Source organism: Muricoccus roseus (assembly GCF_900141905.1).
In the GTDB taxonomy this organism is placed as follows: Bacteria; Pseudomonadota; Alphaproteobacteria; order Acetobacterales; family Acetobacteraceae; genus Roseomonas; species Roseomonas rosea.
In genome coordinates this window covers 53,264-68,837 of sequence record NZ_FQZF01000024.1, presented here as the reverse complement: position 1 = coordinate 68,837, position 15,574 = coordinate 53,264, and the positions used below count along the sequence as shown (strand labels likewise).

The following is a 15,574-nucleotide window of genomic DNA, read 5'->3' as shown; positions in this document are numbered from 1 at the left end:
GCAAGCACCATGGGACACTGGTTCAACAACGCCGTCTTTGGCTGGTACCCTTACCTGGCGCTGACGGTTTTCCTGCTGGGCAGCCTGCTGCGCTTTGACCATTCGCAGTACACCTGGCGTGCGGGGTCCAGCCAGCTTCTGCGGCGCTGCCAGCTACGCTGGGGGTCCAACCTCTTCCATGTTGGCATTCTCATTATCTTCGGCGGGCATCTTGTCGGCCTGCTGACGCCGGTCGCGGTGTTCGATGCGCTCGGCATCGGTCATGGCTTCAAGCAGGGCATGGCGATGCTGGTGGGTGGGGTGGCCGGCGTGGCGTGCTGGATCGGCATCGCCCTGCTGGCGCACCGGCGGTTGCTCGACCCACGGATCCGCAAGACGTCCAGCTTCAGCGATACGGCCATTCTGCTCGTGCTGTGGGTACAGCTCACCCTGGGGCTGCTCACCATTCCCGTCTCCGCGCAGCACATGGATGGGCATGAGATGGTGAAGTTCATGACCTGGGCGCAGGGCATCGTCACGCTCCAGCCTGGAGTGGCGGCGGAGATCGCGGATGTCAGCATCATCTTCAAGCTGCATCTCGCCCTCGGCATGACGCTGTTCGTGCTCTTTCCATTCACCCGCCTGGTGCATGTCTGGAGCGCCCCCGTCTGGTACCTGGGGCGCACGGGCTACCAGGTCGTGCGCACCCTGCGTCCCGTGGCGCGCACCCGGCCCGAGATCGAGCCGCGGCCGGCGGTGACGGGCGAGGGGGCCCGGCCGGCGGCAGGGGCACCGGCGCCGCAGCTCGCCATGGGGGGAGATTGAGCCATGCGGCTGGTGACTCTCCGGAACGCGACGGCCCCGGTCGTTGCCGTGAATGACGTGGTGATCGGCAACGCGGCCATTGCGCGGGAGGTTCAGAACCATGCCGGCGCGGATGCCCGGCAGGGCTGGCATGAGGCGACGCGGGCGCTGGTCGTGCGCGAGCTGTTGGCGCAGCGCGCACGCGCGCTCGGGCTGACGGCCGTGCCGCAATCGGTGGACGGATGTCGCGAAACTGAGGAGGAGGCGCTCATTCGCGCGCTTCTCGAGGCCGAGGTGAGGACGCCTCGGGCCGATGAGGAGGTGTGCCGGCGCTACTACCTCACCAACCCCGCGCGTTTCCGCAGCCCCGACCTGTTCGAGCCGGTCCACATCCTGTTCCAGGCGGCCCGGGAGGACGAGGCGGCCTTCGCCCGTGCGCTGGAACGGGCGCGGGCGGTTCTGGACGAGGTGCTGGCGGATCCGGGACGCTTCGGCGCCTTGGCCAGGGCATTGTCGGACTGCCCTTCGGCGAGCGAGGGCGGCCGCCTGGGGCAGGTCACGCGCGGCGAGACGACACCCGAATTCGAGGCGGCGCTTGTGTCTCTGGATGAGAACGAGACCTGGCCCGAGCCGGTCCGCACCCGGTACGGCGTGCATGTGCTGCGGCTGGAACGGAAGGTGGCGGGGCATGTGCTGCCCTTCGAGCAGGTGCGGGGGCGCATCGCGCGCTATCTGGAGGAGAGCTCCTGGCGGCGCGCCGTCGCGCAGTATGTCGCGTTGCTGGCCGGGCAGGCGAAGATCGACGGCTTCGACCTGCCCGGCGCCACGACGCCTTTGGTTCAGTAGGGAGGCGGCGATGCTGGGTGAGATCCTGGGCGGCTTGACTGATCCCTTGCGCGCGGAGGCGGTGCTCACCCTCGTCGGACGGCCGGAGATGCGCGAGCGCATCCTCGGCGTGGCGGCGGAAGATGGGGTGGCCGCGGGTGAGCTGGTCGCCTCGCGCGTCCGTCACCTCGTCGAGCACGGCGACGAGGAGATCTGGCTGGATCTGGTGGGTGCCATGGCCGCCTCACCCCATCCTGCCGCCGCGGCGGTGGAGCGCGTGCTGGCGCGCGCCTTCCCCGACCCGGTGCGCGTGCGCTTCACGCGGCGGGCGTCATGAACGCGATCAGCCCGGGTCTCGCCGGCAGCGGCGCGGGCATAGCCTTCGAGGAAGCGCGGGCGCGGGTGCTGGCCCTCGTGGAGCGGCCCCTGCCGGCGGAGGAGGTGCCGATCGATTCCTGCACCGGTCGCGTGGCGGCCGCCCCCGTGCGGGCCCGTCTTTCCCTGCCGGGCTTCGACCAGGCGGCCATGGATGGTTATGCGGTCTGCACCTCCGGGCTACGGCCGGATGCCTGGCTGCCCGTGGCGGGCCGGACAACCGCAGGCGAGGCGCAGGGCTGGCTACTGCCCGGCAGTGCGCATCGCATCCTCACCGGCGCGCCGGTGCCCGTGGGCGCCGATTCGGTGATCGCTCAGGAGGATGTCCTGCAGGTGGGCGTGATGGTCCGCATCGGCATGGCGCCCGATGCCGGCGCCCATCTGCGCCGCCGGGGCGAGGACATCCACGCGGGAGACCTGCTGGTGCGGGAGGGCACGCTGCTGGATTGGCGGCACGTGACCGTGCTGGCCGCACAGGGGATAGAGGCTGTTGGGGTGCGACGGCGCCCCAGGGTGGTCGTGATCTCGAGCGGGCGGGAGCTGCGCCGAGGCGGGGAGACGCTGCGGCCGGGGCAGATCCACGATTCCAACCAGCCCATGCTGCGCAGTCTGCTGCAGGCCTGGGGTGCGGAAGTGCGGGCGCGGCCGGTGGTGGCGGATGACGCGGCTTCGATGCGTGATGCCCTGTGTTCCGCATCCTGGGCTGATCTGATCCTGACCAGCGCAGGCATTTCGGTCGGGGAGGAGGACCATGTGCGCGATGCGCTCCTGGCGCTCGGCGGTTCGCTCGCGGTGCTGAAGGTGGCGATGAAGCCGGGGAAGCCGCTCGGGGCCGGGCGGATCGGCGATGCGGTGTTCGTCGGCCTGCCAGGCAATCCGCAGGCGGCCCTGGCGGGAGCGGTGACCTTCGTCCGGCCGCTGCTGGCCCGCATGGCGGGCACGGAGGAACCGGGGACGCTCGCCGCCAGGGCGGGGTTCGGGATGCGGAGGAAGACGGGCCGGGCGGAGTTCGTCCCTGTCGGCCTGTCCCTGCGGGGCACCGACCTCTGGGCGGAGCGGACCGGACCGGACGGGTCCGGCCGGCTGGCGCCGCTCCTGCATGCCGATGGGCTTGGCTTCCTGCCGGCCGGGCAGGACGCCATCGAGCCGGGCGACCCCCTGGAGGTCCTGCCCTTCGGTGCCGGTGCAGCCTGGGTGGGGGAGGCGGCTGGTGCCTGACGCGCAGGAGGCCGCGACGCGGCGGGCCGAGGCGAGCCGCGCCGCCCAGGCCTCGACCGGGCTGGACGAGGCGGTGATCGAGCGCCTGGTTCGCGCCTTCTACGGCCGGGCGCGGCGCGACCCGATGATCGGCCCGCTTTTCGCCGGGGTGGAGGATTGGGAGACGCATATCGCCCGTCTCTGCGCCTTCTGGTCCTCCGTGGCGCTGATGACCGGGCGCTATCACGGCCAGCCGATGGCCGCCCATGCGAGGCTCGATCTGCGGCCGGCGCATTTCGCGCGCTGGCTGATGCTCTTCGAGGAAACCGTGCGCGCGGCGTGCCCCCCGGCCGGTGCGGAGCATCTGCTCGAGCGTGCCCGACGGATCGCCAGCAGCCTGGAGCACGGCATGGCCTTCCATCGGGGCGAACTGCCCGTGCCGGCCTCGAGCGGCGGGGCGCAAGCGGGGAGGACATCATCATGAGAGTGTTCGGCGTCGTCGGCGGCTGTGCCGCCAAGTCCGGCATCGTGCGGAACCTGGTGGGGGAGCTGACGAGGCGTGGGCTGCGCGTTTCCACCATCAAGCACGTGCCGGACGACCTGGATCTCGACCGTCCGGGCACCGGGAGCTGGGCGCAGCGCGAGGCGGGGGCGGAGGAGATCATCCTGGCCAGCGGCACACGGCATGTCCTGATGCGGGAGCTGCGGCGGATGGAGGACGAGCCGGATGTGGACGCGCTGCTCTCACGCCTCTCGCCGGTCGATCTCGTGCTCCTCGAGGGCTTCCGCCTTTCGCCCTACCCGAAGCTGGAGGCGGCGAGGGCGGGGCAGGGCCGGCGCCTGCTGGCGCTGGACGACCCCTCCGTCCTGGCGGTGACGGCCGACCTGCCCATGCCGGCCCCGGTGCCTTTCCTTCCCCTGGGGGACGTGCCGCGCATGGCGAACTTCGTGCTCTCCCGTGCGGCGGCACCGGTGGCGCAAGGGTTAGGCCTGCCCATGCTTGCCTGCGGCGCGATGGCCTGAGGGGGGATTGCCATGGCGCGGATTCAATCCTGGAAGCGCGGGTGTTGCGCCGGGCCGGCAGGCCTGGCTTCTGGCATGGAGCCGGGGCGGGATGCGGTGGCGGAATGCGATGCCCCGCCCGCGGAGGGCGCGGCGCTGCGTCGCCTGGTGAACGGCTTCGGCCAGTTCCGCCACCAGCATTTCGAGGTGGACGAGGAGCTGTTCAGCCGCCTGCTGGAGGGTCAGCATCCGGAGGTGATGGTGATCGCCTGCTCGGACAGTCGCACCGACCCCGCGATCATCTGCGGCGCCAGGCCGGGCGATCTGTTCGTCGTGCGGAACGTGGCGGCGCTGGTGCCGCCGCCGGCGGCGGATGGCCGGCCGCATGGAACCGCCTCCGCGATTGAATTCGGCGTGAAGGCGCTGGGCGTGCGCCATATCGTCGTGCTGGGCCATTCCTTCTGCGCGGGCGTGCGATGCCTGCTGGAGCACGACCACGGCACCCGGCCGTTCGACTATGTCTCCGACTGGGTCGAGGTGGCGCGTGAGGTGCGCGAGGAGATGAACGGTCTCGTCACCGATGCGGAGCGCGTGCTGGTGGCCCGGCGGGCGGAACAGGCGGCGCTGCTGACGAGCCTGCGGCATCTTGCCGCCTATCCCTTCATCGCGGAGCGCGTGGCTGCGGGCCGGCTCTCGCTGCATGGCTGGTACTTCCACTTCGGCTGGGGGGTGCTGCAGGCAGCCCTGGGGCCACGCGGGCCCTTCCGGCAACTGGACCCCGACGGCCCGCTGCATCCCGCCATCGGCAGCGCAGAGGCGCTGGGTCGCGCGGCATGAGCGCCGACAGCGTCAGCTCTGACCAAGTGGCGGCCCGCACGGGCTGGGCGGTGTTCGGCCACGGGTTCCGGCCCTTCTTCCTCATCGCCGGCTCCTGGGCCTTCATCGCCATCCCGCTCTGGGTCGCCTTCCTGCATGGCGCGACCCTTCCCGATGGCCCGCTCCCGCCTCTGCGTTGGCACGTGCATGAGATGCTGGCCGGCTTCATCGGGGCGGCCCTCATGGGTTTCCTGCTGACCGCGGTGCCAAACTGGACGGGCCGGCGCGGCTATGCCGGCCTGCCGCTGATCGTGCTGAGCGGCCTCTTCCTCGCGGCCAGGTTGGTGCTCCTGCCCGGCTCCCCGGTGCCTCTCGGGCTTGCCGCGGCGGTCGCGCTCCTTCCGCTGCCGGCGTTGCTGCTGACGGTGCTCCCAGCGCTGGTCAAGGCGAGGACGGCAAGGCTGTATGGCCCGCCGGCGCTGGTGCTGGCCTTCTGGGCGGGCGACCTCCTCATGCTCGCGGATGTGGCCGGTTGGTGGGCGGGCGGCTTCCGGCAGGGGCAGATGCTGGCCCTGGATGTCGCGCTGCTGCTGGTGGGCCTCATCGGCGGGCGCATCGTGCCGAGCTTCACGCTGAACGCGCTGCGGAAAGCGGGAAAGCCGGCAGTCCTGCACCCCCTGCCGGGGGTGGACCGGGCGGCGGTGCTGTCGCTTCTCGCTGTGGCGCTGACGGATCTCGTCGCCCCGGACGGCGTGGCGGCCGGGCTGGCGGCTGGGGCCGCGGCCGTGCTCACCTTGCTGCGCCTGTCGCGCTGGCATGGGCTGAGCACGCTGGGGCAGCCGATCCTCTGGGTGCTGCACCTGGCCTATTTTCTGGTGCCGGCGTCCCTCGCCGCGAAATCCGTCTTTCTGCTCACCGGGCTCGGCTGGGCGGGCGGCTGGCTGCACCTGCAATCCGTCGGCGCCATCGCCCTGATGATCCTGGCGGTGATGACGCGCGCGACGCTGGGCCATACGGGGCGCGACCTGCTGGCGGCGCCGCCGGTGGTGCTGGCTTACCTCCTCCTGCTCGGCGCGGCCCTGACCCGCGCCTTCGCGCCGTTTCTCTGGCCGGGGCTGGGCGCCTATGGCGTGGCGGGTGCCCTCTGGGCGGCCTCCTTCGCGCTGTTCCTGGCGGTGTTCGCTCCGATGCTGCTGCGGTCGCGCCCGGACGGGAAGCCGGGCTGACGCCGAAGGGCGGAAAGCCGGCTTCCCAGGGCGCGGCGGACGCTCAGCCGCCGCCCGGTCGGAAGGCGCGGCAGGCCTTCGGGTCCGTCTCGAGCCGCGGGCCGCCGATCAGGTCGATGCAGTAGGGGACGGCCGGGAAGACCGCGTCCAGGCACTCGTCAATGGCGGAGGGCTTGCCGGGCAGGTTCACGATGAGGCTCCGTCCCCGCGTGCCCGCCATCTGGCGCGACAGGATGGCGGTGGGCACGGCGCGCAGCGAGACAGCGCGCATCAGCTCCCCGAAGCCGGGGAGGATGCGTTCGCACACCGCTTCGGTGGCTTCCGGCGTGACGTCCCGCGGCGCGGGGCCCGTGCCGCCGGTGGTGACGATGAGCGCGCAGGCTTCGGCATCCGCCAGCTCCCGCAACGCGGCCTCGACCAATGGCTGCTCGTCCGGGATCAGGCGGCGGATCGGTCGCCACGGCGAGGCCAGGATGCGGGCGAGCGCGGCTTCGATGGCCGGCCCGCCCTTGTCCTCGTACTCGCCGCGGCTGGCGCGGTCAGAGACTGTGACGATGCCGATGGAAGCCGTCACCGCCGGGCCTCGAAGCGTGGGAAGAGGATGTTGTTCTCCAGGTGAATGTGCTCCATCAGGTCGTCCGCCAGCTTGCGGGTGCCGGCATAGAGGGCGCGCCAGGTGTTGCAGGCGCCGGGCGGCGCCTCGCCATGGTTGGTCAGGGCCTCCAGCATGCGCAGGTGCTCGCCATGGTCGTCATGCTCGTGGCGCATCATCGCGATGGGATGGCCGATCATCGGATGGCCGCCGTCGCGCATCAGCGGGAAGAGGATCTGCTCCTCCTTCTGCATGTGCGATTCCAGCTCGGCGCCCATATCCTCCAGCAGGTCGGCCAGGCCGCGCGGAGCCTCAAGCTTCTCCCCGTGCACGGCTTCCACGCGCCGTGCGAGGCGGATCAGCTCGGGCAGCTCCCGGCGATGGGTGGCGTGGTACCGCGTCTCGATTAGCGAGATGAGCGCGTCGGTATCCTCCGGCCTTGTCTCGGCCTGGTGGGGGAGGAGGGCCGCCAGCTCCGCCTCCACGGCGGAGAGGCTAGCTCCACGTTTCGCCGCGGCTTCCGCGAGCGGGACATCGCCGCCGCAGCAGAAGTCCAGCTTGTGCTTGCGGAAGACGGCGGTGGAACCGGGCAGGGCGGTGGCGATCTCCGCGATCCGGCGTGTGGCGAAGCCGGGTTCGGTGGTGACGCTCATGGTCGGTCTCCGTTCGGACCGGCAATCTTGCCTTTCCGATACCAGTTACCTTCCTCTCCGAATGTGGTATCGTCAATACCAGTTTCGGGATTGATGCCTTGCGTCTTCGTTCCTCCACCGATTTCGCCCTGCGGCTGCTGATGCGCCTGGGCGCGGACGCTGAGCACCACCAGAGCACCGAGGTGCTGGCGCGTGAGATCGGCGTGCCGCGGAACCACCTCCACAAGATCGTGCAGGACCTGACGGAAGCGGGGCTGGTCCGCACGCTGCGGGGCGCCCGCGGCGGCGTGATGCTGGCCAGGCCGACCAGCGGGATCACCATCGGCGAGGTCGTGCGACACCTGGAGCGCGGCCAGGCGCTGGTCGAGTGCTTCCTTCCTGAGGGAGGCGCCTGTTGCTTCCTGCCCGGATGTCTCCTGCGACGCAGCTTGCAGCGGGCCCGGGAGGCGTTTCTGGCGGAACTGGACCGGACGAGCCTGGAGGAATGCGTCGTGCCAGGAGGGCTCGGGGCTGCCTCATCGGAGGTGGTGTAAACGGGCGGATGACACTGGCGGTGCATCCTCGATGGGCGCTGGGAAGCAGCCGCGCCTGGGCGAAAGGAGAATCGGGTGCGGCAAGGAGGAGCGGCAACTGGATCGGTTTTTGTTCACCGTTCAGGCTCAGCAAACGGCATCGCGCCGGGAGTCGCCTCTCCAGAGAATGTTTGCGCCCAGCTCGTACCGCTGCTCCAATTTCTCTCAGAATGACTTGTCTCTGGTGGGGTTGGGATCGCGCCTTTCCATGTGTTCTCCCTGTATTTTGCGGCGTGCACCTTGATACTTCTCACCCGGCCGGAAGTGATTGCACCAACAGTGGGTCATGGATCTGCTGAGATTGCCGCCCTTCCAACTGGTGCCTGCGGCATCAGCTGTGGCAGGCACCTCATGTGTCCTCGGTCCAGACGCTCAACCTCGGCAACCTTCGTGATAGATGCGTACCGTCCCGTCCAGCAGCCTTCGATACCGGAACGCTCGAGCCAGAGCCTTCACGAGGGGCGGTTCGCCACGCGCCTGAGCGGCTAACCTGGGTGTTGCCGGCGAGGCTAGTCCCTCGGGCATGACCACCCTCTTCCGCCTCGGGCGGTCCAGGATGAGGCGGGACACCTTGACGAAGGGGTTGGTGGGGTGGCGTCCTTCCCTCCACGTCGCGGAGACGGCGCAAGGGGGAGATGCTGCCATGCCGACCAGGCGTCAGGCTCTGACCGCGACAGCCGCGGCAGGATTGATCGGCGCCCTGCCACATCCGGCCGGTGCCCAATCCTGGCCGACGCGCCCGATCCGCATGATCGTGGCTTTCGCCCCGGGCGGCTTTACCGACATCGCCGCCCGGCTGCTGGCAGAGCGCCTCTCCGCCGGCCTGGGGCAGCCGGTCACTGTCGACAACCGAGCCGGTGCGGCCGGGATCATCGGGACGGAGGCCGCCGCCCGGAGTGCCCCCGACGGCTACACGGTCCTGATGGGTACGATCAGCACCCACGCCATGAATGTCGGGCTGTATCGAACCCTCACCTACGACCCCGTGGCCGACTTCGCCCCGGTTTCGGGCGTCGCGACCAGTCCCAACCTTCTCGTGGCACATCCGTCCAAAGGCATCCGGGACGTGGCTGGCCTTATCTCCCGCGCCCGGGCGGAACCTGGCGTCCTGACCTATGGCTCAGGCGGCAATGGCACGTCGAGCCACCTTGCGGGCGAGCTTTTCAAGTCGCTCGCCGGCGTTGATCTTCTGCACGTCCCGTTCCGCAGCACCGCGCCCGCGGCGGCGGCTGTCCTGGCAGGGCAGGTCGACCTCATGTTCGACACCCTGCCCTCTGCCCTGCCGCATGCGCGGGAGGGGCGTCTTGTGCCCCTGGGCGTGACGTCGTCCCGACGCCTTGCGGAGTTGCCGAACATCCCGGTCGTGGCTGAGACGGTGCCCGGCTTCGAGATGGGGGTCTGGACGGCGCTGTTCGTACCCGCCGCCACGCCTCGCCCGATCATCGACCGGCTGGAGGCCGCCACGCGAGAGGCGCTTCCCCAGATCAGCGCCCGGTTCACCGAGTTGGGTCTGGAGCCCCTTTCTTCGGGGCCACGGGAGATGTCGACCTATCTGCAGGCCGAGATCGTGAAATGGACCCAGGTGATCCGGAAAGCCGGAATCACCGCCGACTGAGCGGGCCGAAGAATCCAGGCCTGATCAGCCCCGGTTGATTCTGGCGTAAAGGCAGCAGCGACACAGCGCGTTCGAGGGAGAGGGAGCCATGATGCACGAGGCCCAAGAGGCAAGACGGCAGGTCGGAGTGTCGGAGCATGCGCTCGCACGCCGGAGCCTCCTTGCCCTCGCTTCTGGCGCGCCGCTGCTTCTTGCTGGGCGAGAGGGCCGTGCTGCCCTGCCCGGACGCATTGAGGAGCAGCGGTTCGCACCCAGCGGTGTGCTCGGCAAGGAGGTCCGTTATAGCGTCTATCTCCCGCCGGACTATGATAGCGCGAAACGCGCCTATCCGATCATCTACATGCTGCATGGCGGCGAGGCCGGAACAGACACGGATTGGTTCCGCTTCGGGCGGCTCAACGTCCTGCTCGACCGCCTGATCGGCGAGGGTCGCATCCCGGCCGCGATCGTCGTGAGCCCGAACGGACAGCGAGACGAGGCCAACCGGAACAACACCTACTACATGAACGACGCCGACGGCGCCTTCCGCTGGGAGGACATGTTCTTCGAGGACTTCATGCCCTTCATCGAGCGTACCTACCGCGTGATCAGCGGGCGGGAGGGGCGCGGCATCGGCGGCCTGTCGATGGGCGGCTACGGGGCCCTTGCCTATTCCATGCGCCATCCCGGCACCTTCATCGGCGCGGCCGCGTTGAGCGCCGCTTTCCGGACCGACGAGCAGATCCTCACCATGGACCAGCCTGGCTACGACCGGCGCTACGGCAAGGCATGGGGGATGGGCCTGCAGGGCGAGGCCCGGCTCAATGAGCGGTATCGCGACTATAGCGTGCTCGACATGGTGGATCGGCTGCCCCCGGCCAACATTCGTTCCACCCGCTTCCACCTGGACTGCGGCGCGGAGGACCGCTTCTTCGACGGCAACGCCATCCTGCACCAGAAGCTCCGCGACAAGAACGTGCCGCACAGCTTCATGATCCGCCCGGGCCTCCATAACTGGGACTACTGGCGCTCGGGCTCAGAAGGCGCGTTGCTGTTCCTGGGCAAGCTGTTCCAGCAGTAGGCGCTCCTTCGATGTCCTGGCGCATCGCCGATGGCGTCTGCAGAAGATCGGCCGGAGCCTCGCTTTTGCCTCCTGGCAGAAGCGGCAGATGCGCCAGCGCCTCGCGGCCGACGGGCTGCCCCTTGTCGAGGTTGCAGATCCTCGGTGCGACAGGTTCCCCATGCAGAGTGTGCAGCGCATATAGCGCCATGCTGGCACGATCCGGCCGCCGACCGTCACGCCCTGGCAGAGCGGCCCCACGACGATGGCGCCTCCCTCCGCTGGAACGGGTGGAAGGTGGAGCACCCCGAGCGGCACGCAGAGGAGCTGCCGCTGGAACCGACCCCCAACCTTGCCTCGGCCCAGAACGCCTCGGAGGGCAGCCGCCCCGACGCGTTTCGGTGCTTTCCTTGCCGGACCCAACAACGTGGAGGACTATCTCGTCATAGCCGACCATGCCCCCGTTCAGGCGCATGGGGCCGAGCTTGCGGGCGAGAACTCGGAGTTCCGGACCTCTCCGAACCCACTCGGTCATTAACCGGCTGATGCTGGAGCTCGCGGCCGAGCGGTACCGCCAGCTGACGTGCGGTTGCCGGACCTTCCGGCACTCTTCGGGGCAGCCCGCGCCCGCGGACCCGCATCGGTCGGGACGCGCCGGGTCTCGCCGCGGAACCGCGCGAGGGCACCCGTCTCGATGACGTGCCGGACACAGCTACCAAGATGCTCGGCCAATGCCCGGTGACCAGCGGCGCTGTCGCGGGCGAGCGCGCTGTCCAGCAGACGCCAGTGCTCCGCCGCCGCGGCCTCGCCGCGGAACACGACGGCAACCATCTGGATCAGCTTCGCCGACGTGACGCTCACCGTACGGTCGGATGCACTGGTCGACTTCCTGTTCCACGACGGGACGTATCGGGACATGGCGCTCGCGGATGCGAATGTGCGCGCGCATTACGACGCGCATGGCTGGAAGGACGGGACCCCGAACGCGTTCTCCTCCACGCGAGGATACCTTGGCGCCTATGGCGATGTTCGGGCGGCGGGGATCAACCCGTTGAACCATTATGATGCGGACGGCTGGCGAGAGGGGCGCGACCCATCGGCGGCATTCGACACCTCTCTGTATCTACGCTTCAACCCTGATGTCGCCGCCGCGGGGATGGATCCGCTGCGGCACTGCCTGCTGAGCGGCGCGGCGGAGGGGCGGCGGGCCTTTCCGGCCATCAACAGCGCCACGGTGCAGGATGGGTTTGACCCGTTGTACTACAAGCTGGCCAACCCCGATGTCGGCGCTTCCGGCCTGGACGCCCGCGCGCATTTCGACGCCTTCGGTTCGCGCGAGGGGCGCAATCCAGACGCCTTCTTCGATATGAATTACTACCCTGCCAACAGCCCGGATGTGGCGGCTGCCGGGTTCGATCCGCTGGCCCACTACAACGCATTCGGCTGGCGGGAAGGGCGCGACACGTCGAGCCATTTCGACACGAGCGCCTACCTCGCGGCCTATGCGGATGTCGCGGCGGCGGGGACCAACCCTTTGCAGCACGTCCTGCAATTCGGGGTCGCCGAAGGCCGCTCCGCTTTCGGCGACCTGTTCTGACCATGCTTCCGACGTTGAGGGTGAGCGTGCCACCATAGCGGAGGCCGGCATGGTCTCTCGGCCGGGCTGCGTCACGTCGCGAAGCCTTTCTGGCTGATGCTGGGCTCCGCTCCCAAGATCGAGCGCAGTGACCGTTCCTCGCGTTGCAGGAGCAAGACGACCTTCTCAATGCGGCGGACGTCCAAACGATCCTCCGTTGCGATCACGGATAGCGCGACCGGAATGCCGCCGACGCCGTTCCCGATCGCCACGGCGACGCCGCGGAAGCGAGCGACAACGCGCCCGGAGGTCACTGCGAAGCCGCGGGCGCGGGTTGCTTCCACCGACGCGCGCACGCGCTCCGGCGTCATCCCATAACGGCGGTACCGGCCTGCATTGTGGGCCAGCACGGCGTCGACCTCTTCCGAAGGAAGGCTGGCGAGAACGGCGAGCGCCCCAGACCCCATGCCGAGAGGGCGGCGGTTGCCCACTTCCACTGGCATGGGACGAACATCGGCGCCACCTTCCCGCCGGTCCAGGCAGAGTGCATCGGCGCCGCTACGACAATTCAGGTAGGCCGTGTCCCCGATCGAGGCCGCCAGACGGTCGAGCGAAGGTGCACAGAAGCGACGGATGTCAACGCGGGGCGTTGCCGCAAGACCGAACTCGTAAAGCAAGGGACCGAGCCGGAAGGCGCGCGTCGCCTCGTCCCGTTCGAGCAATCCTTCCCGCAGCATGACCGAGAGCAGGCGATGAGCGGTCGGCTGCGGAAGCCCCGCCGCCTCCGCAAGCGCCGTCAGCTTTGCCCCTTGCCCCCGGGAAGCAGAAACCTCCCTCAGGAGCGCCACTGCGCGCCGAATGACACGCGCTCCATCGCGGCTCGGCTCGTGGGGATCTGATGCGGCCTCTTCCACGATACAAAACCCTTTTCGCCCCGAACCTATTCGCCGTGCGCCATGCGAGCAACGAGAATACACATGAAGTTCCACACTGTGGAAGTTACCTCGGATTGTGCTTTCGGTCTTGAGGAGTTCGCCGGAAGATGTCCGCAAGTTGCAACATGCGGCGCTGAGCCGACCCGGGCGCACCGCACCCGACGGCGCAGGGCAGACGTCATCAAGGATTTGGCACGAGCCCACGATCTAACGGCGGGGATCTCGCAGAGGAGTCGTCGAGGTTGGCACCGGGTCGCACGAGCATGCGAAATCCGGTCGCTGACCTGGAGATCGCGGTCGTCGCTGACGTGATGGATAAGGCTCGGCCGAATATCTATCCGGCAGAGTTAAGCCAGAAAGTGGAAGGTGATTATAACGCCGGTCGCACAAAACTGATTTCCTCTCAGTCAATGGAGTAGAACGCCCATGTGCAGCGACGTACAACTCTCGTCCGGTCAAGACGGGAACGCGGAGGGTGCCGCCGCCACCGTATCGGCCAATCAGGCAACACTCGGCCGTCGCGGTGCCATGAAGAGCCTCTTGTTTGCCGGAGGCATCATGTCTGCGCCTGCCCCGCGTGCCGCCCGCGCGGCTGCGTGGCCGCCGCAGGCGATCCGCATCATTGTGCCGTTTCCCGCAGGACGTGTGACCGATGTTGTCGCGCGTGTGATTGCGGACAGCATGCGCGCGGCGCACGGCACCACGGTCATCGTTGATAATCGCCCAGGCGGGAACGCCACCATCGGTATGGAGGCGCTGAAGCGCTCCGCGCCGGACGGGGCCACGCTGCTGGTCGGAGGGCTGGGCAGCCACGGCCTGCCGCCCGCAGTCATTCCGAACTACCCCTATGACGTGAACACGGATTTTGCGGCACTCGCCATTATGGCGGAGTTTGTGAATGTCATGGTCGTTGGCCAGCAGGTGCCCGCGAGGTCCGTACGGGAGTTCATCGAGTATTCGAAGTCCAGGCGTGGCGAACTGAACTACGTCTACACGAGCAACGGAGCTTCCAACCAGATGACGGCGGAGCTGTTCAAGCTTCAGACCGACCTGGACATTGTCGGTGTGCCGCTCGGCCAGGCCGGCAATTCGTTGATCATGCTTCAGCGCGGCGACGTTCAGGTTGCCTTTGAGAATCTGCCCACGGTGAAGGGGGCGATCGTCGGCGGCTCCCTGCGCCCGCTCGCGGTCACCAGCCCATACCGTACGCCACAGCTGCCCGACGTACCCACCATCATGGAGGCAGGCGTGCCAGACTTCTCGGTCACCAGCTGGATCGGCATTTACGGCCCGCCTGGGATGGACGCCGCACTGATGGCGCTGGTGGAGGCGGAGCTGCGACGGATCGCTGGTACGGAAGAAGCGAAGCAGATGCTCCAGACGGCGGGATTCGAACCAGCCTTCAAACCTCGTGCGGAATTCGTGCCCTTCCAGCGTGGCGAGGTGGAGCGTTGGACCCGCGTGGCGCGCGACGCGAAAATTCAGGCCTGATTTGACGGGCTGTCGGAGGGGGAAACATGAGAGATGCCATGCGGACGGTGAAGGTGGAGAAGGCCGATGGCATCGCCTGGACTTTCCTGAATCGGCCCGAGAAGCGCAACGCGATGAGTCCGACGCTGCATTTCGAGATGGATGCTGTGCTTGCGGAGCTGGAGACCGACCCGGAGGTACGCTGCGTCGTGATCACCGGGGCGGGGCAGGCTTTCTCCGCTGGGCAGGATCTCAAGGAGTTCTTCCGGGAGCTGGACGGCAAACCGGCCGAGACCAAGCGTGCGACGGAGGCCGCTAACCGTTGGCGCTGGGACCGGCTCTACAACTATGACAAGCCGACCATTGCCATGGTGAACGGATTCTGTGTGGGCGGCGCCTTCATGCAGCTGATGGCCTGCGACTTCGCGGTCGCCGCGGAGGATGCAACCTTCAGCCTCTCCGAGATCAACTGGGGTATCATTCCCGGTGGCCTGGTCGCTCGCGTGATGACGGAGGCCCTGGGCTATCGTGACGCGCTCGACCTCTGTCTCACAGGGCGCTCCTTTGACGGAAAGGAGGCGGCGCGGCTGCGTCTGGTGAATGAGGCGGTGCCGCCGGACGCCCTGCGGGACCGCACCACAGCGCTGGCGCGCCTACTCATGTCCAAGGACCCGGAGGCGTATCGCGCTACCAAGATCGCGGTGCGGCGCGTGCGGTCCATGAGCTTCGAGCAGGCCTATGACTATCTGGGCGCCAAGATGGAGGAGCTGCGGCAGCGCACCGGCGGGCGTGCGCAACGCGACGGCATCGCTCAGTTCGTGGATGAGAAGGCTTACAAGCCCGTCCAGGGCAGTTTCACGCACGGCCAGTAAGGGCCGGCAAGCCGCAGGAATCGGAT

At 68.5% G+C, this 15,574-nt stretch carries 17 protein-coding genes; 14 read left to right on the top strand and 3 right to left on the bottom strand.

All coding sequences use genetic code 11. From position 1 onward, the window contains the following. The first annotated feature begins 9 nt into the window (after positions 1-9). From narI to BUB97_RS18405, 8 genes are all read left to right on the top strand, one after another. A complete protein-coding gene (gene narI, locus BUB97_RS18440) occupies positions 10-804 on the top strand; it encodes a respiratory nitrate reductase subunit gamma (RefSeq protein ID WP_073137480.1) in 795 nt (264 codons plus the stop codon). Between the two features lie 3 nt (positions 805-807). Continuing rightward, positions 808-1,629 (top strand): peptidylprolyl isomerase, encoded by an 822-nt coding sequence (locus BUB97_RS18435; RefSeq protein WP_073137446.1) that lies wholly within the window; start codon positions 808-810, stop codon positions 1,627-1,629. A gap of 10 nt (positions 1,630-1,639) precedes the next feature. Continuing rightward, positions 1,640-1,945, top strand: coding sequence for a hypothetical protein (locus BUB97_RS18430; RefSeq protein WP_073137444.1), 306 nt, complete (start codon positions 1,640-1,642; stop codon positions 1,943-1,945). After that, positions 1,942-3,201, top strand: a complete 1,260-nt coding sequence (locus BUB97_RS18425; RefSeq protein WP_073137442.1) for a molybdopterin molybdotransferase MoeA — start codon at positions 1,942-1,944, stop codon at positions 3,199-3,201. Before BUB97_RS18430 ends, BUB97_RS18425 begins: the two co-directional genes overlap by 4 nt. Further along, positions 3,194-3,664: a group III truncated hemoglobin gene (locus BUB97_RS18420; RefSeq protein WP_245818361.1), complete on the top strand. Its 471-nt coding sequence runs from the start codon at positions 3,194-3,196 to the stop codon at positions 3,662-3,664. Before BUB97_RS18425 ends, BUB97_RS18420 begins: the two co-directional genes overlap by 8 nt. Then, the gene (mobB, locus tag BUB97_RS18415) at positions 3,661-4,203 is read left to right on the top strand and encodes a molybdopterin-guanine dinucleotide biosynthesis protein B (RefSeq protein WP_086062332.1); all 543 of its coding nucleotides are present in this window, start codon (positions 3,661-3,663) and stop codon (positions 4,201-4,203) included. Before BUB97_RS18420 ends, mobB begins: the two co-directional genes overlap by 4 nt. A 75-nt stretch (positions 4,204-4,278) precedes the next feature. Beyond that, positions 4,279-5,019 carry a carbonic anhydrase gene (locus BUB97_RS18410; protein ID WP_073137438.1) on the top strand — a complete coding sequence of 247 codons (741 nt, stop codon included), beginning with the start codon at positions 4,279-4,281 and terminating at the stop codon, positions 5,017-5,019. Continuing rightward, positions 5,016-6,224, top strand: a complete 1,209-nt coding sequence (locus BUB97_RS18405) for an NnrS family protein (RefSeq protein ID WP_073137436.1) — start codon at positions 5,016-5,018, stop codon at positions 6,222-6,224. The genes BUB97_RS18410 and BUB97_RS18405 overlap by 4 nt, the downstream gene beginning before the upstream one ends. Positions 6,225-6,267: 43 nt before the next feature. On the opposite strand, the gene mog is transcribed toward BUB97_RS18405, so the two are convergent. Both mog and ytfE read right to left on the bottom strand, forming a co-directional pair. Continuing rightward, positions 6,268-6,798 carry a molybdopterin adenylyltransferase gene (gene mog / locus BUB97_RS18400; protein ID WP_073137434.1) on the bottom strand — a complete coding sequence of 177 codons (531 nt, stop codon included), beginning with the start codon at positions 6,796-6,798 and terminating at the stop codon, positions 6,268-6,270. Continuing rightward, a complete protein-coding gene (gene ytfE / locus BUB97_RS18395) occupies positions 6,795-7,469 on the bottom strand; it encodes an iron-sulfur cluster repair protein YtfE (protein WP_073137432.1) in 675 nt (224 codons plus the stop codon). Before ytfE ends, mog begins: the two co-directional genes overlap by 4 nt. 98 nt (positions 7,470-7,567) lie before the next feature. Here ytfE and BUB97_RS18390 point away from each other — a divergent pair, with 98 nt between their 5' ends. The 4 genes from BUB97_RS18390 (at position 7,568) to BUB97_RS18375 (ending at position 12,292) form a co-directional block, all read left to right on the top strand. Beyond that, positions 7,568-8,002 carry an RrF2 family transcriptional regulator gene (locus tag BUB97_RS18390; protein ID WP_073137430.1) on the top strand — a complete coding sequence of 145 codons (435 nt, stop codon included), beginning with the start codon at positions 7,568-7,570 and terminating at the stop codon, positions 8,000-8,002. Between the two features lie 682 nt (positions 8,003-8,684). Further along, entirely contained in the window at positions 8,685-9,656 is a 972-nt protein-coding gene (locus tag BUB97_RS18385; protein ID WP_073137476.1) for a Bug family tripartite tricarboxylate transporter substrate binding protein, read from the top strand. Between the two features lie 127 nt (positions 9,657-9,783). Beyond that, positions 9,784-10,716, top strand: coding sequence for an alpha/beta hydrolase (locus BUB97_RS18380; RefSeq protein WP_175562679.1), 933 nt, complete (start codon positions 9,784-9,786; stop codon positions 10,714-10,716). Between the two features lie 829 nt (positions 10,717-11,545). Further along, positions 11,546-12,292, top strand: a complete 747-nt coding sequence (locus tag BUB97_RS18375; protein WP_073137428.1) for a hypothetical protein — start codon at positions 11,546-11,548, stop codon at positions 12,290-12,292. Positions 12,293-12,363: 71 nt separating this feature from the next. Here the strand turns inward: BUB97_RS18375 and BUB97_RS18370 are convergent, their stop codons facing one another. After that, positions 12,364-13,185 (bottom strand): IclR family transcriptional regulator, encoded by an 822-nt coding sequence (locus BUB97_RS18370; protein WP_139281386.1) that lies wholly within the window; start codon positions 13,183-13,185, stop codon positions 12,364-12,366. A gap of 447 nt (positions 13,186-13,632) precedes the next feature. On the opposite strand from BUB97_RS18370, the gene BUB97_RS18365 reads away from it, so the two are divergent. Then, a complete protein-coding gene (locus BUB97_RS18365) occupies positions 13,633-14,697 on the top strand; it encodes a Bug family tripartite tricarboxylate transporter substrate binding protein (RefSeq protein ID WP_086062327.1) in 1,065 nt (354 codons plus the stop codon). A 38-nt stretch (positions 14,698-14,735) separates the two neighbouring features. Then, positions 14,736-15,548 carry a p-hydroxycinnamoyl CoA hydratase/lyase gene (locus BUB97_RS18360; RefSeq protein ID WP_217659708.1) on the top strand — a complete coding sequence of 271 codons (813 nt, stop codon included), beginning with the start codon at positions 14,736-14,738 and terminating at the stop codon, positions 15,546-15,548. Positions 15,549-15,574: the final 26 nt, after the last annotated feature.

Excerpts from the sequence above, each read along its gene's own strand:
- BUB97_RS18430 (WP_073137444.1), top strand. The coding sequence starts at position 1,640 with ATGCTGGGTGAGATCCTGGGCGGCTTGACTGATCCCTTGCGCGCGGAG.
- narI (WP_073137480.1), top strand. The coding sequence starts at position 10 with ATGGGACACTGGTTCAACAACGCCGTCTTTGGCTGGTACCCTTACCTG.
- BUB97_RS18405 (WP_073137436.1), top strand. The coding sequence starts at position 5,016 with ATGAGCGCCGACAGCGTCAGCTCTGACCAAGTGGCGGCCCGCACGGGC.
- BUB97_RS18425 (WP_073137442.1), top strand. The coding sequence starts at position 1,942 with ATGAACGCGATCAGCCCGGGTCTCGCCGGCAGCGGCGCGGGCATAGCC.
- ytfE (WP_073137432.1), bottom strand. The coding sequence starts at position 7,469 with ATGAGCGTCACCACCGAACCCGGCTTCGCCACACGCCGGATCGCGGAG.
- BUB97_RS18385 (WP_073137476.1), top strand. The coding sequence starts at position 8,685 with ATGCCGACCAGGCGTCAGGCTCTGACCGCGACAGCCGCGGCAGGATTG.
- mobB (WP_086062332.1), top strand. The coding sequence starts at position 3,661 with ATGAGAGTGTTCGGCGTCGTCGGCGGCTGTGCCGCCAAGTCCGGCATC.
- BUB97_RS18435 (WP_073137446.1), top strand. The coding sequence starts at position 808 with ATGCGGCTGGTGACTCTCCGGAACGCGACGGCCCCGGTCGTTGCCGTG.
- BUB97_RS18410 (WP_073137438.1), top strand. The coding sequence starts at position 4,279 with ATGGAGCCGGGGCGGGATGCGGTGGCGGAATGCGATGCCCCGCCCGCG.
- BUB97_RS18360 (WP_217659708.1), top strand. The coding sequence starts at position 14,736 with ATGCGGACGGTGAAGGTGGAGAAGGCCGATGGCATCGCCTGGACTTTC.
- BUB97_RS18365 (WP_086062327.1), top strand. The coding sequence starts at position 13,633 with ATGTGCAGCGACGTACAACTCTCGTCCGGTCAAGACGGGAACGCGGAG.